The organism is Streptomyces sp. NPDC088747 (assembly GCF_044751025.1).
Lineage (GTDB): Bacteria > Actinomycetota > Actinomycetes > Streptomycetales > Streptomycetaceae > Streptomyces.
Genome location: NZ_JBIVKZ010000005.1, coordinates 312,355 through 329,154 on the forward strand (window position 1 = coordinate 312,355; position 16,800 = coordinate 329,154).

Consider the following 16,800-nt stretch of genomic DNA (forward strand, 5'->3'; position numbering starts at 1 on the left):
CGTGTTCGCGAACTATCTGATCGGCCTGCGCGAAGGCCTTGAGGCCAGCCTGGTCGTCTGCATCCTCATCGCCTACCTGGTGAAGACCGAACACCGCGAGGCCCTGCGGCCGATCTGGATCGGCATCGCCGCCGCCGTGCTGATCTCGCTCGGTTTCGGCTTCGGCCTGGAGTACGGCTCCCAGGAGATGACGTTCAAGGCGCAGGAGGCGCTCGGCGGTTCGCTGTCGATCGTGGCCGTGGGCCTGGTGACCTGGATGGTCTTCTGGATGCGGCGCACCGCCCGGCACCTGCGGGCCGAACTGCACGGCAAGCTGGACTCGGCGCTGCTGATGGGCACCGGCGCGCTGGTCGTCACGGCGTTCCTCGCGGTCGGCCGGGAGGGCCTGGAGACCTCGCTGTTCGTGTGGACGTCGGTGCACGCGGCCGGTTCCGAGGACGGCACCTTCGAGCCCCTGCTCGGCGCGCTGCTCGGCCTGGCCACCGCGGTCCTGCTGGGCTGGCTCTTCTACCGGGGCGCGCTGCGCATCAACCTGGCGAAGTTCTTCACCTGGACCGGCGGCATGCTGGTCGTCGTCGCCGCGGGGGTACTGGCGTACGGCTTCCACGACCTCCAGGAGGCCGACTTCCTGCCGGGCCTGACGAACAGGGCGTTCGACGTCAGCGGCGCCATTCCGCCGGACAGTTGGTACGGCACCCTCCTCAAGGGCGTCTTCAACTTCCAGCCCGATCCGACCGTCCTCCAGGTCACGGTGTGGGCGCTGTATCTGGTCCCGACGCTCGCGATTTTCCTTGCCCCGGTAGGGTTCGCCTCCGGGAAGGGGAGGGTGAAGACACCTGATGAGCAGGGATCGCAGGGTACGCGGGGATCGCACCACTCGAAGGCTTCGTAGACTCGGCCGATTCGCCCTGGCGACGGGGACGGTGACCGTTCTGGCGGTCACGGCGAGCGGCTGTGTGGTGGTGCACGGAGAGCGGGAGATCGTGCCGGCGGCGACCGAGCCGGAAGCCGCCCGCGCGCTCGACGACTTCACCACCGCCTACAACGCGGCGGACAAGGCGAACGACCGCTCGCTGGACGCCGGGCAGGTCACCGGCCCGCTCGCCGACATCGACGGCGCGAAGCTGGACGCCGGGCACGAGAACAACCCCGCGGGCAACCCGGAGCACACTCCGCTGACGCTGACCGACGCGAAGTTCACCATCCCCGCGAAGGCGGGCTGGCCTCGCTGGTTCCTGGCCGACACCCGGGCCGACAGGGGTTCGGACAACAGCCGTTGGCTGCTCGTGTTCACCCGGGGCAGCGCGAGCGACGTGTGGGAGGCCTCGTATCTGACGGTCCTCGCCGCCGCCGACGTACCGGAGTTCGAGAAGGACGCGGACGGCTGGGCTCGGCCGGTCACGGCGAACGACGCGGCCCTCGCGGTCGAACCCGCCGAACTGGGCCGGGCGTACACGACCTACCTGGCGAGCGGCGGCGACGCCTTCGCGCCGGGCGCGCACACCTCCCAGTGGCGGGCGCTGCGGGAGAAGAACGCGAGCAGGCCCGGTCTGGCCCGGCAGTACGTCGACGAGCCGCTGAACTCCGGTGACTACGCGCCGGTCGGGCTGCGGCTGAAGGGCGGCGGGGCGCTGGTCTTCTTCGCCACGCGCCACTTCGAGAAGCAGACCGCGGCGCGGGGCGTCAACATCACCGTCTCCGACAAGAACATCAAGGCGTTGATGACCGGCGACGTGAAGCAGTCCCTCACCCTGGAGTTCGTCTCCAACGAAGCGGTGCTCGACCCGGCGAAGGGCTCGGGTGACCAGCGGGTGACGTTCCTGAGCCGGGTGCAGGGTCTTACGGGGGCCAAGGGCGAGTAGCCCGCCCCTCGGCCTCCGGCTCCGGTCGGTTGCGGCCACCCGTCGGGTGCGGGCCCATCAGCCTCGGTGCGCCCCCGTCAGCCTCGACGCGGCCCCTTCAGCCCCGGTGCGGCCAGGCGGCGAGCTGGTCCGAGCCGTCGCCGACGTAGCGGGCGCAGGCGTCGGTGAGGATCTCCAGGATGGTGAGCGGGTCCGGCAGGGGATGCTCGGGGCCGCGCACCCAGTCGACCGTCAGGTCACCGGGGAGCTGGGCCGGCGGCACCAGGACGTACGAACCGCGGCAGTGCCAGCGCAGCCCGGGGTGCTCGTCCATCGTCTCGGGGTGGCAGTCCAGCTCACAGGGCCACCACTCGTCCTCGTCCTCGGGCGTACCGCGGGTGGCCGTGAAGAACAGCATGCGGTCGGTGCCGGACTGGGCGACGGGCCCGACGTCGATCCCGGAGGCCAGCAGCCGCTCAAGCGCCTCGCGCCCGGCCTCCAGCGGCACGTCGAGAACGTCGTGCACCATGCCGGTCGCGGTGATGAAGTTGGCCTGCGGCTGGTGCCTGGCCCAGCGCTCGATCTGGGCGCGGTCGGTCGTGGACTGGGTCTGCCAGGCGAAGGAGACCGGGTGGCGCGCGGGGGTCGGACAGCCGACGCGGTCACAGGAGCACCGGTACCCGGAGGGGTACGCGGCCTGCGCGAGCGGCAGTCCGGCGGCGGCAGCGGCGAGCAGCAGGGCCTCGCGCCCGCCGTCGTCGTCGGCGGTCTCCTTGGGGCGGCGTCCGCGCAGCCACTGGGAGATCCTGCCCTGCGCACCGGACCGGCGGCCGAACTCTGCGCTCATGTATCCCCTCGCCTGGCGGTAGTACCCACGTCCTGCTTCATGGTCCCACCATCCTGCGCCTCGGGTGGCCAGAGCCGACATCCGGGGTGGGTGGGGGCGATGCGCCTGCGGCGGTAATCAGGCGCCTTCCCCTGTTTTGGTGTGATTTATCTCGCCGAGGCGGAGCGGGAACCGTCCGCCTTTCAGCGCGGGGCGAGGCCGTTGAGGGCGTAGTCGACCAGCGCGTCGGTGTAGGCGTGGGTGATCGGGCCGGTGCGCTGGAGCCAGCGCTGGGCGAGCGGGGAGACGAAGAGTTCCAGGGCGATACGGGGGTCGATGTCCCGGCGTACCTGGCCCTCCTCCTGGGCGGAGCGCAGCCGCTTCACGTACAGCTGGAGGGAGGGCTCCAGGAGCCTGGTCACAAACTCGACGCCCACCTGTTCGTTGACGACGCCCTCGGCGGCCAGCGCGCGGGAGGGGATCTCGAACCTCGGATCGAGGAGTTCGTCGACGGTGGCCCGCAGGACGAGCTTGAGGTCGGTCTCCAGATCTCCGGTGTCGGGGATCTCGTACGGCTTCTGCCCCGCCTCCCGCGAGGTCTGCTCCCCCAGGTCCGTGAAGGCGTCCAGCAGCACCTCCGCCTTGGACGACCACCAGCGGTAGATCGTCTGCTTGCCGACGCCGGCGCGGGCGGCGATGCCCTCGATGGTGGTCTTCGGGTAGCCGACCTCGCCGACGAGGGCGAGGGCGGCGTCGTAGATCGCGCGGCGGGACTTCTCGCTGCGGCGGGTGGAGTCGGGGGCGGGCTTGCCCGCGGGCGGGGCGGACGGGCTGGGCTTCTGGACCATGGGGCGAATTTACCAGGTTGACAAGACGATGCGTCTCGCCGCAAAGTGAAGAGGCAACGGCGAGACGATACGTATCGTCACGCTGGTGCACCGGATCGGACGTACGTCGGAAAAACGCGAGGAGGCAGAGATGACCCGAGGCGGAAGCGGAAACACCCTGGGAGTCGGCGGCACCCGCAGCAATCTGGGCCGCGAGGCGCTGCGCGGCGGCGGCGGGGGCGGCCGGATCGGCGGCGGCTTGGACCCGCGGGCCCAGAAGCGTGAACTCCTGCGCAGGCTGCGGGAGGAACGCCGTACGGCGGAGGAGCGGAGCTAGTCCTCCTGGGGCGGGGGCCACGCGTCGCCCCAGTCGGCGTCGCGGGCCGCTCGGTACAGCAGCCCGTGGCGCTTGGTCACCGTCTCCCGGCGCAGCGAGGGCTCGGTCTCGCACAGGTCGAGCAGCACCTGGCCCTTGCGGATCTGCGGTCGGCGGACGACTCGGGACGGCGCCGGGTCCGACGGGAAACGGGTCGCGGCGACATAGCTGAACTTCTCGTCCTCGTACGGCAGGGAGCCGCCCTTGACCTGGCGGTGCAGGGAGGAACGGCTCACCCGGGCCGAGAAGTGGCACCAGTCCTCGCCGGGGACGATCGGGCAGCCGGCGCTGTGCGGACAGGGCGCGGCGATCCGGAACCCGGCGCCGATCAGGCGGTCCCGGGCCTCGATGACGCGGGCGTAGCCGTCGGGGGTGCCGGGCTCGATGATGACGACGGCTCGGGCGGCGGACGCGGCGGCGTCGACGACGGAGGCGCGGTCGGCGGCGGTCAGTTCGCCCAGGACGTAGGAGACTGTGACGAGATCAGTGCTCTCGATGGAGAGCGCCGCTCCGATACGAGAGCGGTGCCACTCGGCGGACTTCAACTCCGGGTTGGCCGCGGCGATCTCCCGGCCCAGCGCGAGGGCCGGTTCCGCCCAGTCGAGCACCGTGACGGGGCGCGCGCCCTCCCAGGTCGCGTTGACCGCCCAGGTCGCCGCGCCGGTGCCGCCGCCGACGTCCACGTGACTCGCCGGTGACCACTCGGGCACCGTGTCCGCGAACGCGTCCAGCGCCGCGCGTACCGCCTCGAACGTCGCGGGCATCCGGTACGCCGCGTACGCGACCACGTCCGAGCGGTCGCGGAGGATCGGGGTGTGCGTCGGGGTCTGCCCCCGGTAGTTCGCGATCAGCCGCTCCACCGCCTGCGAGGCCGCCTTCGGGGGGAGGCCGTCGAGGAGGCCCGCGAGGGCGGAGCGGAGGGTTTCGGCGGGGGCGACGTTCACGCGGTGATTCTACGGTCGGCCGGACGGGGGTCCGGTCCGTCGCGTGCCCGGCGACGGGGGCGGGGTGGACGCGTTCTCGCCCCCTCCGCCCCTTCCCGTCCCGTATCCGGGGGCTGCGCCCCCAGACCCCCGCTTTCGCGCTTCGCGCTCGTCCTCAAACGCCGGACGGGCTGAAAGTCAGGCCCCCCGCACCGCCCGTGCCAGCCGCGTACCCGCCGCCGCCCGCGGCGCGTTGTCGGCGGGACGGCGGCGGGGATGGACCGTGTTGGCCAGCAGCACCAGGAAGGTGTCCGTCGCCGGGTCCAGTACGAGCGAGGTGCCCGTGAAACCCGTGTGCCCCGCGGCACCGCGTCCCGCGAGGCCGCCCATGAACCACGGCTGGTCGAGGGCGAACCCGAGACCGGGCGGCGTGAGCATCAGCTCGACGAAGTCGGGGCCGAGGATGCGGGCGGGACCGTAGGAGCCGCCCGCGAGGATCGTGCGGCAGAAGACGGCGAGGTCGCGGGCGGTGGAGAAGAGGCCAGCGTGGCCCGCCACCCCGCCGAGCGCCCAGGCGTTCTCGTCATGGACCACGCCACGCAGCATGCCCCGGTCCGCCTTGGCCCACGGCCACCGCTGGTCCTCGGTGGCGGCAGCCCCGGGGCAGGGGCCGAACGCGGTGGCCGTCATCCCGAGCGGGCGGGTGATCCCGTCACGCACGAGGACGTCCAGCGTGCGCCCGGTGATGCGCTCCAGGACGTGCTGGAGGAGCAGCAGGTTCACGTCCGAGTAGACGTACTCCCCCGGTTCCGACACGGGCGCCTCCGCGCGGAGCAGCGCGAGCCGCGCCCGGTCGTCCGGGAAGTCGTAGAGCGGGAGTTCGGGGCGCAGCCCGGAGGTGTGCGTGAGCAACTGCCTTACGGTCACGCCGTGTTCGACGGCCGCGCGGAAGTCCGGCAGATAGGCACCGACGCGCGCGTCGATACCGAGCGTGCCGCGCTCCAGTTGCTGCACCGCGGCGACGGCCGTGAACAGTTTGGTGAGCGAGGCCAGGTCGAAGGGTGTGTGGATCGTCGTGGACACCCGTGTTCCGGACGGCAGTTCGATCCCCGTCTCCGTCTCCTCGTCGTAGGAGGCATAGCGGACCGCCCACCCCGCCGCCTCCTCGACGGCGATGACGGGGCCGCGCCCGGCGACCAGCACGACGCCCGCCGCCCACGGGTCCGTTCCGCCGGTGAGGGCGCGGACCTCCCGTACGAGGTGCTTGAGTTCGCCGGGGTCGAGGCCGGCCCGTTCCGGTGAGTCGATGCGCAGTCTCGGTGCGCTCAGCGGTCCGCCGCCTTTCCGTCCGAGGTGCCCACTCCCCCGCTCTCGGCCGAGTTCGAGCGGGAGGACCCCCCTTCCCAGGGACGGCACAATCCCACGAAGCAGGCGGCCGCCACCAGTACCGCCGCCAGTTGGACGACCGCCATCGGGACGGCGGTGCGCTCGCCCGCGATCCCGACGAGGGGTGAGGCGATCGCGCCGACCAGGAAGGAGGTGGTGCCCAGGAGCGCGGACGCGGAACCCGCGGCGTACCTGACCCGCATCAGGGCCAGCGTCTGGGCGTTGGGCAGCGCCACGCCCATCGCGGACATCAGCACGAACAGCGCGGCGGCGACCGGCACGAGCCCGGCCTCGCCGAAGGCGCCCGTGGACATCAGCAGCAGCGCGGCCGCGGCGAGGGTGACGACCGCCAGGCCGAACGCGACGACCCGGTCAAGGCCGACCCGGCCGACCAGGATCCTGCCGTTGACCTGGCCGACGATCACCAGGCCGATGGAGTTGACGCCGAAGAGCAGGCTGAAGGTCTGCGGGGAGGCGCCGTAGATCTCCTGGATCACGAACGGCGAGGCGGAGATGTACGCGAACAGCGCGGCGAAGGTGAATCCGCCCGTGAGCATGTACCCCGTGAAGATCCGGTCGGCGAGCAGTCCGCGCATCGCCCGCAGCGCCTCTCCGACGCCGCCGCCGTGCCGGTCGGCGGGCGCGAGGGTCTCGGGCAGCCGAAACCAGACGACCGTGGTCAGCGCGACGCCGACGACGGTGAGGACCACGAACACGCCCCGCCAGTCGGTGACACGCAGGATCTGGCCCCCGATGAGCGGCGCGACGACGGGCGCGACGCCGGAGATCAGCATGAGGGTGGAGAAGAAACGGGCCATCTCCATGCCGTCGTAGAGGTCGCGGACGACCGCCCGCGCGATGACGATTCCGGCCGCGCCCGCGAGGCCCTGGACGAGGCGGAAGGTGACGAGGAGCCCGATGTTCGGGGCGACGGCACACAGTGCGGTGGCCAGGATGTAGATGACCAGGCCGACGAGGAGCGGCCTGCGGCGGCCCCACCTGTCGCTCATCGGGCCGACGACCAACTGCCCGAGCGCCATGCCCGCGAGGCAGGTGGTGAGGGTGAGCTGCACGGTCGCGGCGGGGGCGTTCAGGGACTCGGTGACCGCCGGCAGCGAGGGGAGGTACATGTCCATCGCCAACGGCGGCGTGGCGGTGAGCCCGCCCAGGACCAGGGTGACGAGGAGTCCGGTGCGACGGAGGGCACTGGAGTCCCGTACGCCGGGCGTCGCGGGGGCGTGCGTCGCGGCGACGGGCGACACGGCAACGGGCGTGGAGACCGGCGTGGGGCTGGATGTGGGCACCGGCGTGGGGACGGCGGACGTCGAGGCGGCAGACGTCGACGCGGTGACCGCCGGTTGCGGTATGTGTTCCGGCCGGGCTCCGTGGCCCTGTCGGCTCTCCCCGCCCGGCTGTTCCCGCGTGGTACGGCCACGCTCGGACATGCGCCCCTCCCTCTCCGAGTGATCCGCCACCTATGCTCTCAGCTCGAACACAGTGTTCGGGGCCATAGAGTCCACAGAGGTCACGGAGACCACAGGGGTCACGGAGACCTCAGAGGCCACACGGGCCGCATGGGTAACAGAGACGGCCGGGGTCACGTGGACCGCGGCGGTCACGGAGCGAGGGGCCGGGGATGGCAGTGGATCGCGTGCGGTGGGGGATTCTGGCGACGGGCGGGATCGCCGCGGCGTTCACGGCCGACCTCGTGGACATGCCGGACGCCGAGGTGGTGGCCGTGGCCTCGCGGACGGACGCCTCGGCGAAGGCGTTCGCGGAACGGTTCGGGATTCCGAGGGCGTACGGGGACTGGGCGTCCCTCGCCGAGGACGCGGACGTGGACGTGGTGTACGTCGCCACTCCGCACTCGGCGCACCGGGCGGCGGCCGGGATGTGTCTGGAGGCCGGGCGCCATGTGCTGTGCGAGAAGGCGTTCACGCTGAACTCGCGGGAGGCGCTGGAACTCGTCGCGCTCGCCCGGCGGCACGACCGCTTCCTGATGGAAGCGATGTGGACGTACTGCAATCCGCTGGTCCGGCGGCTCAAGGCGCTCGTCGACGACGGTGTGATCGGCGAGGTGCGGACCGTGCAGGCCGACTTCGGGATCTCCGCGCCCATCTCGCCCGCGCACCGGCTGCGTGATCCGGCGCAGGGCGGCGGCGCGCTTCTCGATCTCGGCGTCTACCCGGTGTCCTTCGCGCAGTTGCTGCTCGGGGAGCCCTCGGACGTGGTCGCGAGAGCGGTGCTCTCCGACGAGGGCATCGATCTCCAGACGGGTGCGGTGCTCTCCTACGAGAGCGGTGCTCTCGCTTCGGTGCACTGCTCCATCACCGGCGGCACCCCCACCGCCGCCTCGATCACCGGCTCCGCGGGCCGTATCGACATCCCGGACGGGTTCTTCTTCGCGGACCGCTTCGTCGTGCACCGCGAGGGCCGCGACCCCGAGGAGTTCACGGCCGACCCCGCCCACGGCCCCCGCAACAGCCTCCAGCACGAGGCCGCCGAGGTCATGCGCGCGCTGCGGGCGGGCGAGCGGGAGTCGCCGCTCGTCCCCCTCGACGGCACGCTCGCCGTGATGCGGACGCTCGACGCGATCCGGGACCGCGTCGGCGTCCGCTACCCCGCCGACATGAACTGACGCGTCCACCGCCACGCGGACGCCGACGCGCGGACGCCGACGCGCGGACGCCGACCGGCGGACGCCGACCCGCGGACGCCGCGAGCCCGGGGAGGGATCACGGTCATGGACGCCAACCGCCCCGGGATCAGGCGGGCTTGAGGCCCTGCTCCCCCACCTCCGTCACGAACGACGCCGCCGTCGTGATCGGCGCCCCCGGCGTCGTCACGGCGGTCACCGTCTTGAAGTCCGCGCGGGCGGCCTCCCGGCCCAGTTCGACGGTCACATAGCCGCGCCGCCCGTTGTAGAACTTCATGTGCGGGTTGGCGCCGGTGTACGTGTCCCAGGTGGCGGGCTTGTCGGCGCCGTCCCGGCCGCTGGAGATCGAGGTGGCGACGATCTCCGTGCCGAGGGTGGCCGACGCCTGGTCGTCGAAGTCGTCCTTGATGTCGTAGGCGTACGCCACGTGCACGTCGCCGGTGAGCACCATCAGGTTCTCGACCCCGGCGGCCTTCGCCCCGTCCAGGACGCGTCGGCGCGAGGCGCGGTAGCCGTCCCAGGAGTCCATCGACAGCCGGGCGACCGGCGCGATGTCCAGCTTCCGCTGGGAGAAGTTGACCTGCTGCGGGACGACGTTCCAGAGCGCACGCGAGCGGCGCCAGCCGTCGAGCAGCCAGCGTTCCTGGCTCTCGCCGGTCATCGTGCGCGTCGGGTCGTCGATGTCGGGGCCGGGGAGGTCGGAGCCGTCGCCGTAGGCCTGGTTGGAGCGGTACTGCCGGGTGTCGAGGATGTCGAACTGGGCGAGCCTGCCCCACTGCAGCCGCCGGTAGAGCTGCATGTCGGGCCCGGCCGGCCGCTGCGGGCGGCGCAGCGGCTGGTTCTCCCAGTACGCGCGGTAGGCGGCGGCGCGGCGCAGCAGGAACTCCTCCGGCGGCACGTCGTTCTCGGGGATGTCGTCCGCGTAGTTGTTCTCGGTCTCGTGGTCGTCCCAGGTGACCAGGAAGGGGTGCGCGGCGTGCGCGGCGCGAAGGTCCGGGTCGGACTTGTAGAGGGCGTACCGCAGGCGGTAGTCCTCCAGGGTCAGGGTCTCGTGGTTGTAGAGGTCGGGGATGACCCGGTCGGTGTAGTTGCGGTAGCCGCCGGCGGAGTTGACCGCGTACTCGTACAGGTAGTCGCCGAGGTGGAAGACCACGTCGACGTCGTCCTGGGCGAGATGGCCGTACGCGGTGAAGTAGCCGTCCGTGTAGGACTGGCAGGAGACGGCGGCGAACTTGAGGGCGGACGCCTGTGCGTTGGCGGCGGGCGCGGTGCGGGTGCGGCCCGTCTCGCTGATCCAACCGCCGGTGCGGAAGCGGTAGTAGAGGACCCGGCCGGGGGCGAGGTGGTCGACCTCGACGTGCACGGTGTGGCCGAACTCGGGGTGCGCGGTGGCGGTGCCGCGTCTGACGATCCGTCGGAAGCGCTCGTCGTGGGCCAACTCCCAGTGCACGGTGACACGTTCGGCGGGAAGGCCGCCGTCCGGCTGGTACGGGGCGGGTGCGAGCCGTGTCCACAGGAGGACGGATCCCGGCAGCGGGTCGCCCGAGGCGACCCCGGTCGTGAAGGGGTTCTCGGTGATCTTCGAGGCGTCGAGTTCGGCGGCGCTCGCCACGCCCGCGCCCGGCAGGTTGGCGGCGAAGGCGACCGCGGCTGCCGCCGCGGTCCGGGTGAGGAAGTGGCGGCGCCCGACGTGCCGGGCGACGGCGCGTAGTTCGGGGGCGTGCTGAGACGGATGCTCGTGGCTTGCGGGTGTCATCTGGCCCTCCCCTGACGGTGGTGGTGCCCGTCATTGGAGTGGTCCGGGTCGACGTCAGATTGGCACGTACACAACATCCGGATGACGGTGACGTGTGGGTTGCGCATCCCCGTCACCCGCTCGGAGCTGCCAGTAGCCTGCGGGCCATGAATGCCATGCAAACGAAGATCGCGGTGGTCACCGGGGCGGGCTCCGGCATCGGGCGCGCCGTCGCGGTGGAACTGCTGGGCGCCGGCTGGTCGGTGGCGCTCGCCGGACGCAGGCCCGAGACCCTGGAGGAGACGGCCGCCCTCGCCCCCGAGGGCCCCTCGATCGCCGTACGGGCCGATGTCTCACGCCCCGACGAGGTAGCCGCCCTCTTCGCCGCCGTGCGGGACCGCTTCGGGCGGCTCGACCTGCTGTTCAACAACGCGGGCACGTTCGGGCCGGGCGGGGTCCCGTTCGAGGAGCTGCCCTACGAGGCCTGGAAGCACGTCGTCGACACCAACCTCAACGGCGCGTTCCTGTGCGCGCAGGCGGCGTACCGGCTGATGAAGGAGCAGGATCCGCAGGGCGGCCGGATCATCAACAACGGCTCGATCTCCGCGCACACGCCGCGCCCCCTGTCGGCGGCGTACACGGCGACCAAGCACGCGCTGACCGGTCTGACCAAGTCGCTGTCGCTGGACGGGCGTCCGTACCGGATCGCCTGCGGTCAGATCGACATCGGCAACGCGGCGACGGACATGACCGAGCGCATGCGAACCGGAATCCTCCAGGCGAACGGGGAGACCGCGGTCGAGCCGGTGATGGACGTGGCCGATGTGGCGCGCACCGTGCGGCACATGGCGGAGCTGCCGTTGGAGGCGAACGTGCAGTTCGCGACGGTTCTGGCGACCTCGATGCCGTACGTGGGGCGCGGCTGAACCGGCCGCGCCCGGCTCGCGCCCACCTCGTCAACTCCTCAACTTGCACAAACGGAAGCTGAACCTCCGGACCATAAAGCCCGGTGACGGGCATATGCTCGACCCCTCCTCCACCAGAGCTTCACACTTGGAGGACACGACTTCGGTACGACCACGGGCACAACCACGGTCCACACCGAGGGGGGAGAGGCAGCCGTTCCGCGGCCCGGATGGGGGCGGACCTCGCACGGGACCGCGAGGTGTGCACCGGGCCGCGGGCGGCTGCACCGCACTCCCCGGACAACGCCGTCCCGCGCCGCTCACCTGGACCCCGCCCCGGGACGGCCGCCGCGGCGGGACCGGGGGCGGCGTGGCGGGAGGACCGGAGGAAATCGCGTATCCGGGGACCCCGCAAAGGAATTCCGTGACGCCGCGCGAGGGAGTGGCAAAAGGAATCCCTCGGTGCCGTGACGCGAAAGCGAAGGAAGCCGGTAAAGCGCGCGGCCGCTCGCGAAAATCGCCCGGAAATGGCGCGGGCCCGCCCCGTAACGCCCATCCACCGTCCCACCGGGAGACGCGCACCGGGCGGGCCCGCTGTTCTTCACCAGGAGCCGACTCAACAGCCGCTACCTGGCAGTAGGCCCTAGGGACCCTGGGAATCAGCTGTCTGATGGAACATTTATGACGGGTCCCGATTTCTCAGCTCCTACACATCCCTTACTCAGCCCCCCTCAAAGCTACGTCCATAGCTTGTGGCCGCGCCCACAGCGGGCGCCAAGAACCTTTGAGGAACGGGATGTTTGGCATCTATCTCAAGCGTGAGCTGAGCCGGCGCAAGAAGGCGGCCCTGGTCATCGCCCTGGGTCTGGCGCTCGGTATCGCGCTGGTCATCACCGTCAACTCGGTGTCGGCCGGCATGCAGCAGGCCCAGGACAAGGTCCTGACGTCGTTGTACGGGCTCGGCACCGACATGACGGTCACCAAGGCGCAGGCCGCGCCCACCGACAACGCCTCGGGCAGACCCAACTTCGAGTTCGACGCGGGCTCCGACAGCGACGAGACGCAGAGTTCGGACCGCGTGATGACGTCCGGCGGCCAGGCCCTCAAGGCCTCGCTCGTCAGCACCGTCGCCAAGCAGGCGGGCGTGGCCAACGCGGTCGGCGCCCTGAGCCTGAACGTCACCAAGGTCGACGGCTCCTTCACCCAGGGCACGGCCGAGTCCTCCGCCTCCGGCTCCGGTTCGCAGCAGGGCGGCCCCGGCGGCGGCCAGGCCACCGGCCAGCCGCGGGTGCAGGGCGGCGGCGCCAACTTCGACGTGAACTCGTACTCGGTCGCGGGCGTCGACGTCAGCGACCAGGACCTCGGTCCGCTCGCCACGTCGAAGATCACCACCGGCAAGACCTTCACGACCGCGCAGACGAACTCCAAGGTCGCGGTGGTCAGCGCGTCGTACGCCAAGGAGAACGAGCTCACCACCGCCAAGACGATCACGATCTCGGACACCAAGTACGACATCATCGGCATCGCGACGCCGGACAGCAGCGAGTCGACCACCGACGTCTACCTGCCGCTGAAGCAGGCGCAGACGCTGGCGGACTCGGCCGACGAGGTCACCACGATCTACGTCACGGCCACCGACTCGAAGCAGATCGACACGGTCAAGGCGACCATCCAGAAGAACATCTCGGGTACGACGGTCACCACCTCCGCCGACCTCGCCGACACCGTCTCGGGTTCGCTCTCCACGGCCTCCAACCTCGCGACCAGCGTGGGCAAGTGGCTGTCCGTCGCGGTGCTGATCGCCGCCTTCCTGGTGGCGGCGCTGCTCACGTCCTCCGCGGTCTCGCGCCGGGTACGGGAGTTCGGCACCCTCAAGGCGCTCGGCTGGCCCTCGCGCAAGGTCACCCGGCAGGTCGTCGGCGAGTCGATCGTCAACGGTCTGATCGGCGGCGCGCTCGGCATCGCCATCGGTCTCGGCGCGGCGTACGCGGTGACGGCGATCAGCCCGACCCTGACCGCGGAGCTCGGCTCCACGGGCGGCGCGGGCGGTGGCGGCGGCGGCCGGATGGGCGGCGGCGGTGGCCCCGGCCAGCAGGCGACGGCCTCCACCATGGACATCGCGCTCTCCGCGCCGGTCTCGCTGACCACGATCGCGCTCGCGGCGGGCCTGGCCATCGCGGGCGGTCTGATCGCCGGTGCGATGGGCGGCTGGCGCGCCTCCCGGATGCGTCCGGCGGACGCGCTGCGCAGCGTCCAGTAACTGGCCCTCGGACAACCGGCCTTCGGGCCGGCCCCTGAGCCGGGGCGCCGCGTCCGTTCCCCCGGGTCGCGGCGCCCCGCCCCTTTCCTTCCTCACCTGCCTGCTTCATCTTCGGAGAACTCATGTACAAGCTCACCGGCGTCACCAAGCGCTACACGCGGGGCAAGGACACGGTGGAGGCGCTGCGCGGCATCGACCTCACCATCGAGGACGGCGACCAGCTCGTCATCCAGGGCCCCACCGGCGGCGGCAAGTCGACGCTGCTGCAGATGATCGGCGGCCTCGACCGCCCCTCCTCCGGCAGCGTCGAACTGGACGGCGTGGACCTCGCGTCCATCAGCGAGGCCAAACTGACCCGGCTGCGCGCCGAGAAGATCGGCATCATCTTCCAGTCGTTCAACCTCATCCCGACGCTGACCGCACAGGAGAACGTGGAGACGGCGCTCGTACCGCTCGGCGTGAAGCCGAGGGAGCGGCGGGAGCGGGCCGCGGAGGCACTGGCCTCCGTCGGTCTCGGCGACCGTCTGACGCACGCGCCCTCCGAGCTGTCCGGCGGCCAGCAGCAGCGTGTCGCCATCGCGCGCGCCCTGGTCAAGAAGCCGAAGGTGCTGCTCGCCGACGAGCCGACCGGCAACCTCGACGAGGGCACCCGCGACGACATCATGGGGCTGCTGGACGGGCTGTGGCACGAGTACGGGCTGACCTTCATCATGGTCACCCACGACTCGTCCATCGCCCGCCGCGCGCCGCGCCTCGCGACCATCAGGAAGGGCCAGATCTCGCTGAAGGAGCAGGGCGGCGCGCAGCGGCAGGCGCCGGCCACGGCCTCTCAGCAGTTCGTCCAGTAGGCCCTGCAGTTCGTCCAGTAGGCCCTGCGGCGGTCCCCGGGGCCGCTCATCGTCCGAGAACGCGGTCGACCTCGGTCAACTGCCCGGCGGTGAGCGGCCCTTGCGCGATAGCGCCGGCGTTCTCCTCGGCCTGGGCGACCGAGCGGAAACCGGGGATGGGGACGGTACGGGGGCTGCGCGCCCAGAGCCAGGCGAGGGCGCCCTGCGCGAGTGTGCGGCCATCGCTGGTGAGGATCGACCGGAGTGCGTCGACCCTGGCGATCCAGTCCGGGTCCGCGCCGCCCTCGTCGAAGCCGGGCAGCCAGGCGGGCGGCGCGCTGCGGATGTCCCCCGTCCCCAGGGTGCGCCCCGGTGCGTGCTTCCCGGTCAGCAGCCCCATGGCGAGGGGACTGCGGTTGACGCTCGCGAGGTCCGACTCCTCGCAGAGCGCGAGCAGTTCAGGTGCGTCCTGGAGGACGTTCAGTCGGTGCTGTACGGCGGCACAGTGCTCGCCCGCCGCGAAGACGGCCGCCCGCCCGGGATCGTCGGTGCTCCAGGCGTAGGCACGGATGAGCCCTTCGCGCACGAACTCCTCGCAGGCGTCCCGGAGTTCGGCGGCGCGCTCCGGGTCGGCGTCGGAGATGTGCAGTTGGTACAGGTCGACGTAGTCGGTGTCCAGGCGCCGTAGCGACGCGGTCAGCGCGCGACGGGCGTACGCCGGGGAGTCGTCGCTGCCGAGCGCGAGCCGGCGCTCCTCGTCGATGACGTTGCCCCACTTGGTGGCGACGACCACGTCGGGGCGGCGCTTGCCGAGAGCGCGCGCGAGGATCCGCTCACTGTGCCCGGTGCCGTACGCGTCGGCGGTGTCGAAGAACGTGACGCCCAGGTCGAGGGCGCGGCGCACGGCCCGTACGGACTCCTCGTCGTCGACGGCGCCCCAGCCGAGCGGCTGGCCGTCAGGCGTCGCCCACTCCCCGCCGATGGCCCAGCAGCCGAAGCCGAGCGCGCTCACCTCGATGCCGCTGCGGCCCAGGGTCCTTCTCCCGTTGGTGTTCCCGGTGTTCTCCATGCCGGTGAACGCTACGAGTTGGAGCGCACGCCAAGGCAAGCCCCGTACATGGAGAGCCTGTTGGCGGTTATGCCTGCCCTGTCTCGAAGCGGGAGATCCTGCCGCCCTCGTCGACGGTGAAGCTCCACCGCGTCTTCATCTCGCCCCAGGTGTCGTTGCTGTAGCGGGCGATGAGGGCGCGGCCGCCCTTGGACTCGTTGTCGACGTCCATGTGGCCGCGGGAGGAGAAGATCTCGCGGTCGGTCCAGTCGGCGAGGTCGCGGTCGGACCCGTCGTCGGACATGGTGGCGCCCGGCGCGAGAACGGCCTGGAAGGCGTCGCGGTCGTGCGCGTTCACTGCGGTGACGAACGCCCGGACGGCCGGGTCGCTCAGTTTGGCTACCTGAATCGTCATGCCAGCAGACTCACACCGCTCCCGGAGGCCCGCCACCCGAACGGCGGCGCGAGTACGTCGAACGGTCGTGATCGGTGCGACGGTGGAAATCCGTCCGCCCGCTCCACCCCCTCCACGCAATCCGTCCGAGCAATCCCTCCACGCAATCCATCCGTGCTGTCCTTCCTGCCTGTCCCGGGAGTCATCGTGAGCTGTTTCGACCGACGTGATCTTGGACTGCTGCTGCTCCGCCTGGGCACCGGCGGCGTACTGGCCGCGCACGGTACGCAGAAGCTCCTCGGCTGGTTCGGCGGGGGCGGGATCGAGGGCACCGGAGCCGCCATGGAGGCCATGGGATACACGCCGGGCAAAGTGAGTGCGACCGCGGCGGGCCTCGCGGAGGCGGGCGGCGGCACACTGCTGGCGCTGGGCCTGGCGACGCCCGCGGCCGGGGCCGCGGCGGCTGGGGCGATGGCGGGCGCCGCGGCGGTGCACGCGCCGAACGGGTTCTTCGCGCAGGGCGGCGGCTACGAGTACGCCGCGAGCCTGGGCCTGACGGCGGCGGGCCTCGCCGTGACGGGCCCCGGCCGGTTCTCCCTCGACCACGCGCTGGGACATGCCGTGAACCGCGGCTGGATGGTGCCGACGGCGCTCGGGGTGACGGCCGCGGTCACCGCGGTGGTCGTGGGCATGCGGAACCAGCGGGTGCGCAAGGCCGCGGAGGGCCGGCAGGAAACGCTGTTCGACGAGTAGGGACCCGAACGGCGAACAGGGGTCCGACGGCGCCCTCCGGGAT

General features: G+C 71.6%; 16 protein-coding genes. 8 read left to right on the forward strand and 8 right to left on the reverse strand.

Annotated elements, in window-relative coordinates; all coding sequences use genetic code 11:
• Window position 1: 1 nt before the first annotated feature.
• Both efeU and ACIP79_RS14735 read left to right on the forward strand, forming a co-directional pair.
• Entirely contained in the window at window positions 2-892 is an 891-nt protein-coding gene (gene efeU, locus ACIP79_RS14730) for an iron uptake transporter permease EfeU (RefSeq protein ID WP_401223107.1), read from the forward strand.
• A complete protein-coding gene (locus ACIP79_RS14735; protein WP_401223108.1) occupies window positions 840-1,862 on the forward strand; it encodes a hypothetical protein in 1,023 nt (340 codons plus the stop codon). Before efeU ends, ACIP79_RS14735 begins: the two co-directional genes overlap by 53 nt.
• Before the next feature lie 97 nt (window positions 1,863-1,959).
• On the opposite strand, the gene ACIP79_RS14740 is transcribed toward ACIP79_RS14735, so the two are convergent.
• A complete protein-coding gene (locus tag ACIP79_RS14740) occupies window positions 1,960-2,688 on the reverse strand; it encodes a bifunctional DNA primase/polymerase (RefSeq protein WP_401223110.1) in 729 nt (242 codons plus the stop codon).
• A 182-nt stretch (window positions 2,689-2,870) separates the two neighbouring features.
• Window positions 2,871-3,515, reverse strand: a complete 645-nt coding sequence (locus ACIP79_RS14745; RefSeq protein WP_401223111.1) for a TetR/AcrR family transcriptional regulator — start codon at window positions 3,513-3,515, stop codon at window positions 2,871-2,873.
• A 130-nt stretch (window positions 3,516-3,645) separates the two neighbouring features.
• Here ACIP79_RS14745 and ACIP79_RS14750 point away from each other — a divergent pair, with 130 nt between their 5' ends.
• Window positions 3,646-3,831: a DUF6243 family protein gene (locus tag ACIP79_RS14750; protein ID WP_401223113.1), complete on the forward strand. Its 186-nt coding sequence runs from the start codon at window positions 3,646-3,648 to the stop codon at window positions 3,829-3,831.
• Here the strand turns inward: ACIP79_RS14750 and ACIP79_RS14755 are convergent.
• From ACIP79_RS14755 to ACIP79_RS14765, 3 genes are all read right to left on the reverse strand, one after another.
• Window positions 3,828-4,814 (reverse strand): small ribosomal subunit Rsm22 family protein, encoded by a 987-nt coding sequence (locus ACIP79_RS14755; protein WP_401223115.1) that lies wholly within the window; start codon window positions 4,812-4,814, stop codon window positions 3,828-3,830. The genes ACIP79_RS14750 and ACIP79_RS14755 overlap by 4 nt on opposite strands.
• Window positions 4,815-4,991: 177 nt before the next feature.
• Window positions 4,992-6,101, reverse strand: coding sequence for a serine hydrolase domain-containing protein (locus tag ACIP79_RS14760; RefSeq protein ID WP_401223430.1), 1,110 nt, complete (start codon window positions 6,099-6,101; stop codon window positions 4,992-4,994).
• A gap of 17 nt (window positions 6,102-6,118) precedes the next feature.
• Window positions 6,119-7,624, reverse strand: a complete 1,506-nt coding sequence (locus ACIP79_RS14765) for a multidrug effflux MFS transporter (protein WP_401223117.1) — start codon at window positions 7,622-7,624, stop codon at window positions 6,119-6,121.
• A gap of 191 nt (window positions 7,625-7,815) precedes the next feature.
• On the opposite strand from ACIP79_RS14765, the gene ACIP79_RS14770 reads away from it, so the two are divergent.
• Complete coding sequence (locus ACIP79_RS14770) at window positions 7,816-8,817, forward strand: Gfo/Idh/MocA family protein (protein WP_401223119.1); 1,002 nt, start codon at window positions 7,816-7,818, stop codon at window positions 8,815-8,817.
• A gap of 127 nt (window positions 8,818-8,944) precedes the next feature.
• Here the strand turns inward: ACIP79_RS14770 and ACIP79_RS14775 are convergent, their stop codons facing one another.
• On the reverse strand, window positions 8,945-10,591 hold the full coding sequence (locus ACIP79_RS14775; RefSeq protein WP_401223121.1) for an alkaline phosphatase D family protein: 1,647 nt from the start codon (window positions 10,589-10,591) through the stop codon (window positions 8,945-8,947).
• A gap of 146 nt (window positions 10,592-10,737) precedes the next feature.
• On the opposite strand from ACIP79_RS14775, the gene ACIP79_RS14780 reads away from it, so the two are divergent.
• The 3 genes from ACIP79_RS14780 to ACIP79_RS14790 all read left to right on the forward strand — a co-directional run bounded on the left by ACIP79_RS14780 (window position 10,738) and on the right by ACIP79_RS14790 (window position 14,583).
• A complete protein-coding gene (locus ACIP79_RS14780) occupies window positions 10,738-11,496 on the forward strand; it encodes an SDR family oxidoreductase (RefSeq protein ID WP_401223123.1) in 759 nt (252 codons plus the stop codon).
• A gap of 775 nt (window positions 11,497-12,271) precedes the next feature.
• The gene (locus ACIP79_RS14785; RefSeq protein WP_401223125.1) at window positions 12,272-13,735 is read left to right on the forward strand and encodes an ABC transporter permease; all 1,464 of its coding nucleotides are present in this window, start codon (window positions 12,272-12,274) and stop codon (window positions 13,733-13,735) included.
• Between the two features lie 122 nt (window positions 13,736-13,857).
• Window positions 13,858-14,583, forward strand: coding sequence for an ABC transporter ATP-binding protein (locus tag ACIP79_RS14790; protein ID WP_401223126.1), 726 nt, complete (start codon window positions 13,858-13,860; stop codon window positions 14,581-14,583).
• 46 nt (window positions 14,584-14,629) lie between these two features.
• Here ACIP79_RS14790 and ACIP79_RS14795 read toward each other — a convergent pair whose 3' ends face one another.
• Together ACIP79_RS14795 and ACIP79_RS14800 are read right to left on the reverse strand one after the other, a co-directional pair.
• Window positions 14,630-15,631 carry an aldo/keto reductase gene (locus ACIP79_RS14795; RefSeq protein ID WP_401223128.1) on the reverse strand — a complete coding sequence of 334 codons (1,002 nt, stop codon included), beginning with the start codon at window positions 15,629-15,631 and terminating at the stop codon, window positions 14,630-14,632.
• A gap of 67 nt (window positions 15,632-15,698) precedes the next feature.
• Window positions 15,699-16,025 carry a nuclear transport factor 2 family protein gene (locus ACIP79_RS14800; protein WP_401223130.1) on the reverse strand — a complete coding sequence of 109 codons (327 nt, stop codon included), beginning with the start codon at window positions 16,023-16,025 and terminating at the stop codon, window positions 15,699-15,701.
• A gap of 186 nt (window positions 16,026-16,211) precedes the next feature.
• On the opposite strand from ACIP79_RS14800, the gene ACIP79_RS14805 reads away from it, so the two are divergent.
• A complete protein-coding gene (locus ACIP79_RS14805; protein WP_401223132.1) occupies window positions 16,212-16,757 on the forward strand; it encodes a DoxX family protein in 546 nt (181 codons plus the stop codon).
• Window positions 16,758-16,800 lie beyond the last annotated feature (43 nt).

What these genes read in the sequence shown, in the direction of transcription:
- ACIP79_RS14735 (WP_401223108.1), top strand. Translation starts at nt 840, where the DNA reads ATGAGCAGGGATCGCAGGGTACGCGGGGATCGCACCACTCGAAGGCTT.
- ACIP79_RS14740 (WP_401223110.1), bottom strand. Translation starts at nt 2,688, where the DNA reads ATGAGCGCAGAGTTCGGCCGCCGGTCCGGTGCGCAGGGCAGGATCTCC.
- ACIP79_RS14745 (WP_401223111.1), bottom strand. Translation starts at nt 3,515, where the DNA reads ATGGTCCAGAAGCCCAGCCCGTCCGCCCCGCCCGCGGGCAAGCCCGCC.
- ACIP79_RS14750 (WP_401223113.1), top strand. Translation starts at nt 3,646, where the DNA reads ATGACCCGAGGCGGAAGCGGAAACACCCTGGGAGTCGGCGGCACCCGC.
- ACIP79_RS14765 (WP_401223117.1), bottom strand. Translation starts at nt 7,624, where the DNA reads ATGTCCGAGCGTGGCCGTACCACGCGGGAACAGCCGGGCGGGGAGAGC.
- ACIP79_RS14770 (WP_401223119.1), top strand. Translation starts at nt 7,816, where the DNA reads ATGGCAGTGGATCGCGTGCGGTGGGGGATTCTGGCGACGGGCGGGATC.
- ACIP79_RS14775 (WP_401223121.1), bottom strand. Translation starts at nt 10,591, where the DNA reads ATGACACCCGCAAGCCACGAGCATCCGTCTCAGCACGCCCCCGAACTA.
- ACIP79_RS14780 (WP_401223123.1), top strand. Translation starts at nt 10,738, where the DNA reads ATGAATGCCATGCAAACGAAGATCGCGGTGGTCACCGGGGCGGGCTCC.
- ACIP79_RS14785 (WP_401223125.1), top strand. Translation starts at nt 12,272, where the DNA reads ATGTTTGGCATCTATCTCAAGCGTGAGCTGAGCCGGCGCAAGAAGGCG.
- ACIP79_RS14790 (WP_401223126.1), top strand. Translation starts at nt 13,858, where the DNA reads ATGTACAAGCTCACCGGCGTCACCAAGCGCTACACGCGGGGCAAGGAC.
- ACIP79_RS14795 (WP_401223128.1), bottom strand. Translation starts at nt 15,631, where the DNA reads ATGGAGAACACCGGGAACACCAACGGGAGAAGGACCCTGGGCCGCAGC.
- ACIP79_RS14800 (WP_401223130.1), bottom strand. Translation starts at nt 16,025, where the DNA reads ATGACGATTCAGGTAGCCAAACTGAGCGACCCGGCCGTCCGGGCGTTC.